General features: G+C 46.0%; 7 protein-coding genes. All 7 read left to right on the top strand.

From position 1 onward, the window contains the following. The first annotated feature begins 55 nt into the window (after positions 1 to 55). Complete coding sequence (locus tag NQ488_14150) at positions 56 to 7,801, top strand: hypothetical protein (protein ID UWN95663.1); 7,746 nt, start codon at positions 56 to 58, stop codon at positions 7,799 to 7,801. A gap of 190 nt (positions 7,802 to 7,991) precedes the next feature. Next, a complete protein-coding gene (locus NQ488_14145; GenBank protein UWN95662.1) occupies positions 7,992 to 9,167 on the top strand; it encodes an ATP-binding protein in 1,176 nt (391 codons plus the stop codon). After that, positions 9,160 to 9,426 (top strand): hypothetical protein, encoded by a 267-nt coding sequence (locus tag NQ488_14140; protein ID UWN95661.1) that lies wholly within the window; start codon positions 9,160 to 9,162, stop codon positions 9,424 to 9,426. The genes NQ488_14145 and NQ488_14140 overlap by 8 nt, the downstream gene beginning before the upstream one ends. 599 nt (positions 9,427 to 10,025) lie before the next feature. Further along, the gene (locus NQ488_14135; GenBank protein UWN95660.1) at positions 10,026 to 10,982 is read left to right on the top strand and encodes a 2-dehydropantoate 2-reductase; all 957 of its coding nucleotides are present in this window, start codon (positions 10,026 to 10,028) and stop codon (positions 10,980 to 10,982) included. A 28-nt stretch (positions 10,983 to 11,010) separates the two neighbouring features. Then, positions 11,011 to 11,913, top strand: a complete 903-nt coding sequence (locus NQ488_14130) for a hypothetical protein (protein ID UWN95659.1) — start codon at positions 11,011 to 11,013, stop codon at positions 11,911 to 11,913. Between the two features lie 52 nt (positions 11,914 to 11,965). Beyond that, positions 11,966 to 13,318, top strand: a complete 1,353-nt coding sequence (locus NQ488_14125; GenBank protein UWN95658.1) for an MATE family efflux transporter — start codon at positions 11,966 to 11,968, stop codon at positions 13,316 to 13,318. Between the two features lie 305 nt (positions 13,319 to 13,623). Next, positions 13,624 to 14,784, top strand: coding sequence for a hypothetical protein (locus tag NQ488_14120; GenBank protein UWN95657.1), 1,161 nt, complete (start codon positions 13,624 to 13,626; stop codon positions 14,782 to 14,784). The last annotated feature ends 66 nt before the right edge of the window (positions 14,785 to 14,850 follow it).

The raw sequence follows: 14,850 nt of genomic DNA, 5'->3' as shown, positions 1-14,850 counted from the left end.
GTCCGGCGGACGCCGGATTCGACATAAACGCAAACTGATTTTAAGGAGGAAAGATATGAAAAAACGAGTATTGAGTATGTTCATGGCGCTGGCCCTGTGCCTGACGCTCCTGCCCGCGCCCGCGCTGGCGGACGAGCTGGGGCCTGTGGACGGCACGTCCACCGTGGAAACGGCGGGCGCTGACGCGGAAGCGGAAGCCAAGGCGAAGGCCGGCGCGGAAGCCGTGGCCGCCGTGCAGGCACAGATCGACGCGCTGCCCGATGCGGACGAACTGCCCGCGATGGATGACGACGAGGTTTTGGCGGCATACATGGCGATTCAGGAGGCATATGATGCCTATGACGCGCTGACGGCGGAGCAGCAGACGCAGATCACGGGCGCGGAATGCTTTGAGGCGCTGTTCGGCTGGTTCAATGGGCAGATTGCGCCGCTGGCGGATGTAACAATCAATCCGGACGGTGCTGATGCAAATGGTGACATTATAAAGGATACCAGTTTTGATCGAACAGGTCCTGTACTCACGGAAAATGATACGACTTTGAGCGGCAAGTACTACATCGTTCAAGGCAACATAACCATCAGCGGTGACTTGACGGTAGACGGTTCGAAAGATGGCGGTCTGGTGCTTTGCCAAGGCGCGACGCTGACGGTTAACGGTGCTTTGATCCACAGCGGTGGCAACGCATTTTACATTTACGGGCAATCGAACAATGGTGCCAATGTCGGTGAGTTGATCATCAATAATTCCAATGGCGATGGCGCGGCGATCCGTTCTGAAAGTGGATCTGCGCCAAGGCTGGGTATCAGCAGCGGCAAGGTGACGATCAACGGTGGGAGTTCCAAGAAACTTGTTGACAATGTCGAGTTGTACAGCACAAAGCCGATACACGAAGGCGTCCTTGACGGTGAGGCGAAATCGCCCTCGGAGTGGGGGGCATCCTCCATATCGGGCGTGGAACTCGTGCTGGACTACTGCGAGCATCACAATGCCGTTTATACGCCATCCGGCGATACACAACATATAAAGAGTTGTAAGCAATGCGGCTTTAATACGGGCAATACAACGCTAAAGGCGAATTGCGGGAACAATGGCTCTGAAGGATCTGTGTCGGTCGGAGACGGGGGGCACCGTCAGAAATGCCCCTGCGGGAATACGTTTGGCGATGTGATTCCGCATACGGTTGAGACTGTGCCAACACATAGTAAGGAGCATCACGTTTCAGGATGCCAGTACTGCGATTATACCAGCGGTTCGCCGGAAACCCACGAATGGGATAGTACAACAGGCGAATGCACGAAGTGCCACTTTAAGCCGATAGCCCAAGGCACGTGGCTTAGTATCCATGATTCTTTGCAGGAAGCTATGGATGAAGCTTCTGAAATAACAGGCGCTAAGGCGCTTGTAACGCTGTATTCCGAGGCGAGCGGCAATACGGCTATCGACGATGGGTTTGTGTTCAATTATCCGGACAAAACGATCACATTAGATATGGCGGGGCATTCTCTGGAACATCAGGGCAATCCGATTATCACGGTTGAGGCGGGCACGCTGAAAATCACAGGCGCGGCAACCATCAGCCAGACAGCCACAAGCCAAGAATTGGTCGCACCCGCAATCGAGGTTACGGGTGGCGAACTGATTTTTGAGGATACTTTGAATGTAACCGGCAGTGCGCAGAATTTGTCCGCCGCACCTGCGATTCTTGTCAAGGGCGGCACGGTGACATTTGAGAAAGATGTGACCGCAACAGCCGCAGAAAACGAAGGCAGTAGTACTTTGACTAATCCTGCGATTGCTCCTGCGGTCAAGGTTACGGACGGCAAGCTGATTTTTAACGGCAAGCTGACGGCCACGGGCGGCTTGGGCGGCGTCCCTAGAAATACAAGACCGTGCGAGCCTGCGGTTTATGCCGAGGGCGGCGAATTGGAATTTAACGGCGATTTGGATTTGAATGGCGGCCTGACGATTACAGGGAGCGCAGAACTGACAAAGGGGCTGACCCAAGGCGCGTTCAAAGTAGACTACGACAGTCAGACGGTGAACGGGAAACAGTTATCGGTCAAGGGGTCGAGCGTCTACGCAAAGGTGTCTGCCCTGCTGGCAGAGAATCATGTCTGCGTTAAAACAGAAAGCCTTGTAGAAGGCAAAGAAAAAGAGTATGCAAATACCAGAGCTTACACATGTTCGGACAACGTTACCATCGTGAAGCATGAGCATGAATGGAAGTTGGATAGCCAGTATCCACATCTCCACAGCTGCGCGTGCGGCAAGTCCGAAAATCATGAATATGATAGCAGTACTGGCAAGTGTAAAATTTGCCAGAGCGAGTGCTCGCATAAGGGCGTGGATAACGATGGCACATGCTTTACCTGCAAGGCGCAGATGCTCGTGAAGATCGAAAACGGCGGCAAGACCACCTACGGCACAGACTTTAAGTCAGCGATGAATGCGGCAGAGAATGGCACAACTGTCACGCTGCTGGCGAATATTGAATGGGGCATAACTCCTCAATCCAGAGCGGAGATTACCGGAGATGGTAAAATTGTTACGCTGGATCTGAACGGGCATACGATCACCGGTGGCTGGATTGATATTGGGGACAATAACAAGCCTACATCCTGCACATTGAAAATCATCGGAGAAGGCGGTCACGAAAGTCTAGATGGGGTGGGCGGCTACAGCGGTGTTTCCCCGAAGGCTACGCTGGATTTGAGCGAGTGGGAAGGCGGTACGATCAGCGCGATCAATATATCGGATAGCTCGAACTATGAAGCAGAAACGCGGGAAGCCGCAGTGATCGTAGGGCCGAATGCAGGTACGATCGGAAAACTGACGTTCGGGAATAATCAACTTGACGAACTGAAAAAGACTAAATTGAGCGGCGGCAGCTTTAATGAGATTTGGGCAGCGAATCACCAGCCGGTCAAACTTGGCGAACTGCTTGCAGATGGCTATGCATACCAGAATGAAGATGGGTCGTATGTGGAGTACACAAAAACACTCCAAGGCGCGTCTATCTCCAACGTCAAGGTCGTAAAATGCCTGCATCCGGACATGAAACCGGATGCAACAACTGGCGTAGCGACATGCGAATACTGCGGCAAGAGCGGCAAATTCGCAGCCTCGGTGGATGGCAATCTCTATACCGCAGACCAATGGAAGGATGCCTTCAAAGCTTGGCTGGGCGATGCCGAAGATGAGAAGGCTAACGGTATATTAAAGCTGTATACAGATTATGAAGCTGAAGCGGCAGATGCTACGTGGAGCGTTGGTTATCGCCCGAACGGCAATACGCTTGATCTGAACGGACATATGATGTCGGTTAAAGATGACGGCGCATTCAAGCCCACTAACAATATGCATTTGACGGTTACCGACGGCACGGAGCGCGGTCAGATTACGAATATCCTCCTTGATGGGAGTCAGCGCGGGAGCTTTACGCTGGAGAACGGTTTTGTCGGCAATCTGAAGATGACCGGCGGCGCTGTCGTTGCGCTGAAGGGCGGCAGCGTTGACGAGCTGGATGTACAGAATTGCTCCGCAAACACAAATCTTTCCATCCAGGGCGGCAGCCTTGGCCAACTGAATATAGAGGATTGGGCTGAGGGCATGCATGTTTCCGCCACGGGCGGCAGCCTTGGCGCGTATGATCTGCCAAGCGGCAAGATTCTCGCGGATGTGCTGGATCACCAATATTACGCTACAGGCACAAGCCTTGATAAACGGGTTGATGCGGCGGCGCAAAACTGGGAAAAATTCGATATCAAGCAAGCCCCTCACGACTTTAGATCGACTTCGAACGCGGCAAATGTTCCCATTAACGGCAGCATCCCCTTCATGGTTGCCTCGCCCGGTGAAAATGTGGGCGTATACGAGGTGAAGTGGTATCGCAGAACGAACAGCGGCGCAGAACATATGACGGAGAATAGAGTGGCTGACGTGAAGGTCGGTGATAGGCTGGATGTATTCTGCGTAATCACAGGGCTGGATAGACCCAACGGAGCAATGCAATGGCAGGTGGCAGTCAAGGACTATACGATAAATGTCGTGCCTGCCAATCTGAAGGACGACCGAACGGTCATTACGCAGAAGCCGGACACGGGCAACACCGGAAATTCGTCAGACAACCGCCTGGTGGTTACTCCGTTTTCTTTCAGCGCGTTTAGCGATGTAGAATACAAATTTGAGGTGACCTACAACGGACAGCCGCTGGAATTGGATAAAGATTACACCATTAAAGATTCGAGCAATAAGGCAAAGAATGCCGGAACGCACACGCTGACCATCGAGGGCATAGGCAATTATACGGGTGAAAAGTCGGTGACATGGACGCTTGAGCCGTATGAGCTGTCGGTTAAAAACCTTTGTCCTGCCAAGATTGAAAAGATATACGATGGTACAGATGCAGTGACTGACAGCACAAACGGAATCGACGCGTTAGCCGGTTTTATGCTTGATTCGAAGAACCCGCGGAATCCTATATTGTCGACTTTGGATAATCTTAATTTGGACAAGAGCGACTACCAGTTGAGCAATATGAAATTCGACTCCGCAGAAGCCGGAGACAGAACCTTCACCGGCACAATGACGCTGACATCCGGCGGCAACTTTGTCTTTGCCGATGGCAGCAGGGTGATGCAGATCGAATACGGCAGCAGCGGCGGCCGTCAGCTTGTTTTTATCGGCAGTGCGAGCATCGCTGCCCCCGCGGCCAAGGCGCTTCAAGTCGCGAACAACCACGCGGCGACGTATACGGTTGATCTGTCCGCGCTGCTGCCTGCGCTGGAGGCTCCCAGGGAGTACGGCGCGGTGACCTACGGCGCACCAACTATCAACTTGTCCAGCGGCTATTACGCCGTTGGCACGGCAAGGATCGAAAACGGCAAGCTGATTTTGCCCATTCAGAAAAATGACGTGGAAACCATCGGCTCTGTGGGCACAGTGACCGTAGTGATCAAGAGCACAAACTATGAGGACATCACGCTGACAGTCAATGTCAATGCGACCAACAAGCTTGTCCCCACTGTTACGGCACCTACGGCAAACGCCCTGACCTACAATGGTACAGAACAGGCGCTGGTTACAGCAGGCAAGACCACTGGCGGCACGATGCTCTACCGGCTTGACGATTCTGAGTGGAGTGAGCAGCTCCCCACAGCGAAAAATGCCGGGGAATACACCGTTTGGTATAAGGTTCAGGGAAATGCAGAGTACGCGGATGTGGCAGAACAAAGCTTGACTGTGACCGTAGCGAAAAAGGCAGTAGAGATTAAGGGTGGAAACAGAAGCAACGTGCTGATCTATGGTGAAAAGATTTCAAAGCTGACACTCGGAAATACCGTTTTTGTGGAAGCCGGTACAGATGATGTGATAGAAGGTATTTTTTCATGGAGCAATCCGGACGAGATACCGGCAGCCGGAACCACACAGGCGGGCTGGGTATTCAAGCCTGCTGACAGCAAAAATTACAAGGAACTTACCGGAACAGCGGCTATTACAGTAGCCAAGGCAACACCGGCAGTAGTAACAGTTCCAACTGTAGCAGAGCGTGAATACAATCCTGCTGTTGCACTTGCTGATTCTGATATGACAGGCGGCAGTGTGACCGGAGCAGATGGCAAATCACTTGCCGGAACATGGAGCTTTACAGGAACGAATATCATTCCGACTGTAAACAACAAAGGCTATCAGGCAGTATTTACACCTGATGACGCTGACAACTACAATACAGTAACTAAAACAATAACTGTTAAAGTAACTAAAGCAACACCGGTAATTGCAGAGAAGCCGACAGCAGGCGCACTTACCTACGGACAGAAACTTTCAGACAGTACCCTGACCGGAGGAAAAGCAGCTTATCAGACAGCAGATGGAACTGAAATCACAGGAGCATTTGCATGGAAGAACAGCAGTAGCAAGCCAACAGCAGCAGACAGCAAAAAGACAGAGTATGATGTAACATTTACACCATCCGATAAGGATAATTATAATGCAGTTGATACGAAGCTTGCACTTACTGTAAATAAGGCAGCTCAGGCACCGAACATGCCGCAAGCTGCAATGGCTCCGGCACACAGCACAAAGAAGGTTGGCGATATTACGCTTCCGGATGGATGGAGCTGGCAGGAGGCTGATAAGGACACGGCACTTGCAGATGGTGTGGCAGTGACAGCGACCGCGGTTTATACAGGAGCTGACAAGGGCAACTACGAGACAGAAAGTGTAAGCATTACGATTACAAGAAGCAAATGTGATCACACACATACTGAAATACGGAATCAGTGGGAAGCAACCTGCAAAGAGGAGGGCTATACCGGAGATACTTACTGTAAGGATTGTGGTGAAAAGCTTGCCGCTGGTACAACAATCGAGAAAAAACCGCACAAGGTCGGAACACCGGCTACCTGCGTATCAAAAGCAGTATGCAGTGTTTGTAGTAAAACCTTTGGTGAAGTGGATGCCACGAACCATGTGCATACAACCGTGAAGAACCGAAAGGAAGCAACCTGTACGCAGACCGGATACGCAGGAGATACCTATTGTACGGACTGTTATAAACTTCTGAGTACCGGAAAAGAGCTGGCAGCATTGGGACATGATTATAAAGCAACCGTGACAAAGCAGCCAACGACAACCGAGGAAGGCATCAGAACCTACACCTGCACCAGATGCAACAGCAGCTACACAGAGAGCATTGCGAAGCTGCCGGAGGAAAAGCACACTCACAACTATACGGGAAGCATTACGAAGGAAGCAACCTGTACAGAGGCAGGGGTAAGGACGTATACCTGTTCTTGTGGAGACAGCTACACGGAGAATATTCCGGCAACAGGACACAGCTATGTATCAAAAGTGACGAAGGCTGCAACGACAACCGAGGAAGGCATCATGACCTACACCTGCTCCAAGTGCGGACACAGTTACACACAGCCGATCGCTAAGATTAAGTCCGATGACAGCAACAAGGATAATGGCAGCCAAAACCAGAAACCGCAGTCTGGCACAGACAATGGTAATCAGAATCAGAAGCCACAGCCTGATACGGATAATGGTAATGAAAAAGGAGATTCAATTAAGCCATACATCAAGGACGACAGCGGCAAGGAAGGCTGGGATGTTATCAAGCCACAGCTTGAAGAAGCTAAGGCAGGCGATACGGTAACAGTTGCCATGAACGGAACGACGGTAGTACCGAAGGATGTAATTGACAGTATCAAGGGCAAAGATACAACACTTGTTCTGGATATGGGAAATGGTCTTTCTTGGAAAATCAATGGACAGGATATTACTGATGCAGCTGGAGATATTGATTTTGATGTGACAGTCGGAGCCGACGCAGGAAAATCCATTCCTGTGGATGTCATCAACAATGTGACCGGGGAACGGTATTCCATGAACCTGACACTTGCCTATGACGGAGAGTTTGGATTTACAGCCACACTGACCGTCAACATGGAATCAAAGAATGCAGGACTGTATGCGAACCTGTTCTACTACAATGAACAGACCGGTGAACTGGAATTTATCAGTGCCGGACAGATTGATCCGGATGGAAATGTGGAACTTGTATTTACCCATGCATCAGATTACACGATTGTTGTTGATACCAGGATTATGAGTGATAACGGTCAGGCAGACAACAAAGCAGATGAAAACATTCCTGCGTCTAAGACAGATGACAGCACTTCAAAATATGCATGGAATAATACGATAATCATTATTATAGGTATCTGTATTATGCTGATTGTTATTGGAGCCGTATTCTATGTAAGGAAAAAGAGTGGTTCAGAAGAAAAATAATGATGATTTCATAGGAGTTGCACGATTTAATGGAAAGAGCAAAATCAACAAAAAACAGCTAAAAGTATGTATTTAATATTTGGTGCTTGCTTTTTAACATGATATCTATAAAAAGAGCCGATGTAAAACGAAAAACTGGTTTACATCGGCTCTTTTTAGTATATAATGATTATTGAAAGGCGGTGGAAGTATGCTCATAAGATATATGTTTGACAATTTTTGTTCGTTCAAGGAAGAGTGTGAGTTTTCATTAGAAGCACCAGGCGGGAAAGTAAAGAAGCGCTTTCCGGATAACTATACTACAACAGAAACAGGATATGACCTGCTGAAAACGGCAGTTATCGTAGGTGAGAACGCAGGTGGTAAGTCCAACTTTATAAATGGATTAAAATATCTGAAATCATTGTTTGATACAAACATGAAAGTGCAGTCTGTTAATTCATATATTAACGCAGATACTTTGATGGAGTGTAATAATCCCAAACAGAAATTTAATGTAGTATTCTTAGCGGGGAATCATTATATTTATGAGTATGAAACTATTGTTGATGCAAAAGGAATCTATAGCGAAAAACTTATCAGAAGCAGCCAGCGGAAATCAGCTGAGCATGTAGTGTTTGATATTTTACGGGATCAGGAGGATATATATACATTACGAAGAGGAACAGCCAGGGAAGTGACAGCTGCTCTTAAGAATAGCAATAATAGTAACGGATTATTTGTAGTTAAACTGGCTCTTCTCGGAAATAAGGATGCATCAGCAACTGTCGAATGGATGTTAAATGTCCTATATCCGGGTAATATACCCTCTGACAATATAGACAGCATTGTCAGGCAGGAACGGGATCTTGAAATTATGAAAGATCTAAGATATGTAGAAATTTTTAAGATGGTAGATTACAGCATTTGCGGAATTGAAGTGGATGATGAGAAGCCTTATTCTAAAACTCTGGTAATTCGTAAGAATGCACAGGGAAAGCAGTTTAAGAGAGAATTATCACAGGATTCAACCGGTGTCAGAGAATTTTTTGCATGGGCTGTACAGATATTTCGCGTGGTATATGAAAATAAAGTGGTATTTGCAGATGAGATGGACCGGGTTCTTAATCCAATCTTGTCAGACCGTGTTATTGCGTATATTAACGGTATGGAGCACAGAGGGCAGTTTGTATTTTCTACACATAATGTATTACACCTAAATTTGAAGACATACATGAAAGAGCAGATTTATTTCATTACAAAAAGTAAATATGAACTGACATCAGAATTGTATTCTCTAGCAGATTTTCCGGAAGTGAGGTATGAAAACACTAAGATATATGAGTTTTATATGAAGGGGATATTGGGAGGTACGGCATTTGAGTAGAAAAACAAGAGTCCTTCAGAAGAGGTTTGCAGTATTCTGTGAGGGAGATACAGAATATAATTATATAGACAAGATGAGAAAGAATCAGGGTGTAGAACTGGTTTTAAAACCCATCAATATGCATGGTGGAGGCTATTCAAACTTCCTTCAGAAGATTAAAACGGAGTCACAGAGTAACTATCTAGCAAAATTCATTATTATGGACAAGCAGATGTTTATACCTTCCTTAATTCAGGAGAATTGTCATATCAGACAATGATGGAATCATTAAGAGGAAAAGAAAAGCTGCTGTATAATCGATATGAGATAAAAAAGAAAAATTTCGATATTATGATCAAAGATACTTTTTTTGATGTTGATTTTATTAACAAAAAAAGCAGCAATATAGAAGAGTTTTTTGATGTGATTGACTGGTAATAATGGATATTTGGCATAGAATAGGTTGCCAAAATAATTTGGTCAAAAACTTATCGACAACCGACCTACCACACGATATAATGTAAGTAATCTAATAGAAATATTGATCAGTCATTACCGTCAGTAACAGGGAAATGATGGTCATGTTTATGGATTTTGATGCACACAGTAGTTAATCCCATACGTTAGCATTTCTAACAAACTGCTAACAGTGAATATCAAAAATGGGATTATATCTGTTAATTTATATTGACAAGCGTTTGCAATGAAGTGCCTACTTTCCTGATAAATACTGGCTTTGGTTGACATCAGGTAACATGTGGGAACATTTATTTATAGAAGCGGCAATGGTCGGGGAATCATAGCTGCTTTTTTTGTGGTGGGTGGCAATAATCACTTGAAGAATTATATATTATGGTGTCAGTGCAGGAGGATATACAGATGAATATAAAAAAGGTAGCGGTACTTGGTGCCGGAGCAGTCGGCTCATATGTTATATGGGGACTTTCAAAGCGTGACGGTATCAGTCTGGGAGTTGTGGCAGAGGGTGAGAGAGCCGAACGTCTGAAGAAGGGCTGTATTATAAATGATGTTACTTATAACCCTGAAGTATGGACACCGCAGGAAGCACAGGGGGCAGATCTGCTGATAGTTTCATTAAAATATGGGGCACTGCCGGATGCGCTTGACAGCATAGCGGCAGTTACAGCAGACAATACAACTGTTATGAGCCTTATGAATGGTGTAGACAGTGAAGAGATAATTGCAGCGAAGATTGGTGCAGAGCATGTAATCGGCGCACTGATTAAGGTGGCTTCGCATAAGGAAGGCAGCGGTTATTATTTTGACCCGGAGACAACAATAGGAATTATATTCGGAGAATTCGAGGCACCATATAATAGTGAGCGTGTTGAGGCGATAGAGAAGCTTTTTGAAAATACGGGAATTAATTATCGTGTGACAGAGAATATCAGAGAAGAGATATGGAGCAAATTCCGTCTTAATGTATGTAATAATCTTCCGCAGGCAATCCTTGGTGCCGGTGTTGGATGCTATGAGGACAGTGTCCATATGCAGGCAATCAGTGAAGGGCTTAGAAAAGAACTTGAGGATGTTGCAAAAGCAAAGGGAATAGACATAGATAAGGCCGGCAAGTCGTCAAGCTATGGAAGTGCCGTACCGCCAACTGCGAGATACTCTACATTACAGGATCTTGATGCCGGACGTCATACGGAGATTGATATGTTCTCAGGAGCACTTATGCGGATGGGGCAGGAACTTGGGATACCTGTGCCATATAATGAATTTGCATATCACATGATAAAAGCAATTGAAGAAAAGAATGACGGCAGGTTTGACTACAGTAATCAGGATAAAAGAATGTCATGTTCAAAATAGAAAATAGAAAATAGAAAGCGTGCCTGGCATGAAAAAATCAGAAAAGACAATTGCATATTACCACCTGCCGGGACTGTTTGAATTCTATGAATTGTACAGTATTTTTCTGCCATTGTTTCGGGAACATAGGGAATATTTTTACGAATGGTGTGATATAGGCTCTATATATGGTGCTCCGGCAGACTGTATCTGGGGCGGAGGGCGTGCAGGCTTTGGTGATGGAAGTCCGGAAGATGTGCTTGCACTTATGCAGGAATACGGGATATCGGCGCGTCTTACGTTCAGCAACTCACTTCTTAAGCCGGAGCATCTGGCAGATAAGAGGTGCAATGAGCTGTGCAGGCTGTTTGATACAAGCAGTAATGGCATAATTATACATTCAGAGCTGCTTCTTGAGTATCTCAAAAATAATTACCCCAATCTTTATTATGTATCATCAACAACCAAGGTGATTACGGATTTCGGACAGTTTATTAACGAAACGGACAGGGACGATTTCAGGTATGTTGTACCGGATTTCCGGCTGAATAAGGAGTTCGATAAGTTGTCTGCAATGTCACAGCAGCAAAAGGATAAAGTTGAATTCCTGTGCAATGAATGCTGTCGGTATGGCTGTAATGACAGAAAGAGCTGCTACGAAGCTGTAAGCCGCAAGAATCTCGGCGAAGACTGTCCTGAACATTACTGCACCGCACCTGGCGCAGACAGTGGATACCGATTTTCGAAGGCAATGACTAATCCGGGCTTTATAAGTGCGGATGACATAAAAAATGTCTATCTGCCAATGGGATTTTCTAATTTTAAGATTGAAGGCCGTGGGCTTGGAAGTGCGATAGTTCTTGAGTTTCTGCTGTATTATATGACTAAGCCCGAATACCAGATTCACGTAAGAGAAGCAGTATATCTTGATAATATGCTGGATTTGTTCTGACCGGTGCTTGCGCTTCCGGATAAAAATGACGAATTCAAGGAGAAATAGGAGAATGTCAAAGGATGAATATTTAATTACAGATGCGCCACTTAAAGCGCTGACAGTTTTTGCTATGCCTATGATTCTGGGCAGCTTTTTCCAACAGGTATATAATATGGCCGACTCAATTATTGTCGGTCAGTTTGTCGGCTCATCTGCACTTGCGGCTGTCGGAGCATGCGCTGCTCTCACGAATGTATTTATCTGTGTGGCACTGGGTGCCGGCGTAGGTGCCGGAGTGCTTGTGAGCCGCTATTTTGGTGCCAGAGATTATAGTAAAATGAAGACAATTGTATCAACTTCGTTGATAAGCTTCTTAATTTTAAGCATACTTCTTGGAATCTTTGGATTTGTGTTATCGCATTCAATGATGAGCTTGTTACAGACACCGGCTGATATACTGGATGAAGCAGTACTGTATCTTAAAGTCTATTTTGCCGGATTCCCGTTTCTGTTTATGTACAATATTCTTTCAACGATGTTTACTTCAATCGGTGAATCAAAGATTCCGTTAGTGCTTCTGATATTTTCTTCTGTATTAAATATATTTATGGATCTCTGGATGGTCGCCGGTCTCGGTCTTGGCGTGTTTGGTGCAGCTCTTGCAACATTGATAGCACAGGGAATCTCCGCAGTGTTTTCACTTTTTATTTTCTTTGGCAGGATGCGCCGGTATAAAAGTCGCTTTGACTGGTTTGACAGACATGAGCTGCATTCCATGCTTCAGATTGCCGTACCGTCTGTTCTTCAGCAGTCCACAGTGTCAATCGGCATGATGATAGTACAGGCAGTTGTAAATCCGTTCGGCACGCAGGCACTCGCAGGTTATTCTGCGACGATGAGAGTGGAAAATGTATTTTCCCTTATATTTGTGTCCATTGGCAATGCGGTATCACCTTATGTCTCTCAAAATCTTGGCGCAAAGAAAATTGAACGTATCAAAAAAGGATATCATGCGGCGCTTGTGTTAGATATATGCTTTGCAGTACTTGCATTCATAGTTATTGAAACACTGCATACTCAGATTTCATCGTTATTTCTGGGCAAAGATGGAACTGCCCTGGCATATCAGGTGTCTGGGGATTATATGAGATGGTTAGGTTACTTTTTCATTTTCATGGGTATCAAGATGGCAACGGATGGGGTCCTTCGCGGGCTTGGAGTTATGCGTCCGTTTCTCATTGCCAATATGGTTAACCTTGCAATCCGCCTGTCAGTTGCCCTGATTTGTGCACCGCGTTTTGGCATTGCGTTTGTCTGGCTTGCGGTTCCGGCCGGATGGCTGGCAAATTTTCTGATTTCCTATGTGGCACTCAGAAAATCGTGGCCGGCTGAAAAAGCAGAATACAGCATCAAATATATGTAATGAGTCCCGGAGCAGATTTTGACAAAATATTTATGTAGCCCTCCGCCCTGATTAATGGTATAGTATGTTTGTTGCAATAATGAATTTACAACCTGAGGTCAGGAGTCATACAGCAATCCGGACAACACAATGACATACTCAGGATAAAAAAACGATAGAAAACAGGAAGCGTGGTTCCTAAAAGGTAACTACGGTTCCTGTTTTGACGAATCATACACGCTGCAGCTATGAAAATTGACCTGAAATCTGATAGTACGGATAATTCGGCCGTAAGCGTGATATACTTGAATATATGAGGCATAAGTATGAAAAGAAATTCAGACAGAGTAATGTTATGTGTGCTTGCAGCAATGGTGGTACTTGCGTTGTCGGCACTGACATTTAACAGAAATGTCATCAGGGATGCTGTTGACAGTGAGAAGCAGTCAGCACAGAGCCAGGCAGATTGGGAACAGATGCTTGGAGAGGAAGCGGTTCCGGATGAAGAGGAGGAACCATATTTTGATAATGACGGCCAAAGAGAGATATCATGCTGGGGAGACAGCATGATTGAAGGCGATGGCGCGGATATTGCATTTATAGAGACACCGGATGGTGTTAAAGATATCAGTTATTATACAGCTCCGTATACACTTCAGGAGATGACCGGCATAAGGACATATAATTTTGGTGTCGGAGGTGCTGCATCGGATGAGATATCAATACGTGCAGGGGGGCTTGTGCTGTATACTGACAGGGATGTGTATATTAACAATAAAAAGGCTACGAGAGTCGCACTTGTTGACGGCAGCGGCAACAGGATTAATATGTCCGATTATTACGGATATGGCGGTGAGGATAATGATATGCCGGATGCCTTCTATATTAATGGTTATCTGTGTACGATAAAGCCGATATGGAATTCGGACGAGGTAAAGCTTAAGCTGTACAAGGAACCGGGTACAAAGGGGCGCCAGTATGCATTTATACCAAGAGACAGTGAAGTTACGCCTAAGGCGGCAGCAGACCACAGTCAGGATATAATGATACTTGAGATGGGAAGCAATGGCGGCTGGCAGAGTGATTATGATATACTCATAATGCAGTATCTTTCGATAATACAGAAGCATAACTGTTCCAAATACATTATTGTCGGAGATACGGATGATCCCGGAACGTCGCTTGGAGATATTAATCAGGATGTCGTAAATGATGACGGTTCATATATCGGTACCGGTGAGACGATGTGGGAGACGGCACTTCATGATGCATTCGGAGACCATTTTATTAATATGCGTGTGTATATGCTTGAAAACGGGCTTGAGGACTGCGGCTTCACCATGACGGAGCAGGATTGGGAAGATTATGAACGTGGAATTATCTCTAGTCAGCTTAGAAGCGACTGGACGCATTTTAACTCATATGGGTATTATGCCAAGGGCAAGGGACTTTATCTGAAGGGCGTTGAGCTTGGATATTGGGAATAATGAAGCAGGATAAAAAACAGGGAGAGATTCTCTCCCTGTTTTTAATAAATACTGTTCTAAGCCTTG

Source organism: [Bacteroides] pectinophilus (genome assembly GCA_025146925.1).
Classification (GTDB): domain Bacteria; phylum Bacillota; class Clostridia; order Lachnospirales; family Lachnospiraceae; genus Bacteroides_F; species Bacteroides_F pectinophilus.
The sequence above is the reverse complement of the archived record's forward strand: the minus strand, read 5'-3'. Positions and strand labels throughout refer to the sequence as shown.

Coding starts and splice junctions, on each gene's coding strand:
- NQ488_14150 (UWN95663.1), top strand. CDS start 56: ATGAAAAAACGAGTATTGAGTATGTTCATGGCGCTGGCCCTGTGCCTG.
- NQ488_14145 (UWN95662.1), top strand. CDS start 7,992: ATGCTCATAAGATATATGTTTGACAATTTTTGTTCGTTCAAGGAAGAG.
- NQ488_14135 (UWN95660.1), top strand. CDS start 10,026: ATGAATATAAAAAAGGTAGCGGTACTTGGTGCCGGAGCAGTCGGCTCA.
- NQ488_14130 (UWN95659.1), top strand. CDS start 11,011: ATGAAAAAATCAGAAAAGACAATTGCATATTACCACCTGCCGGGACTG.
- NQ488_14125 (UWN95658.1), top strand. CDS start 11,966: ATGTCAAAGGATGAATATTTAATTACAGATGCGCCACTTAAAGCGCTG.
- NQ488_14120 (UWN95657.1), top strand. CDS start 13,624: ATGAAAAGAAATTCAGACAGAGTAATGTTATGTGTGCTTGCAGCAATG.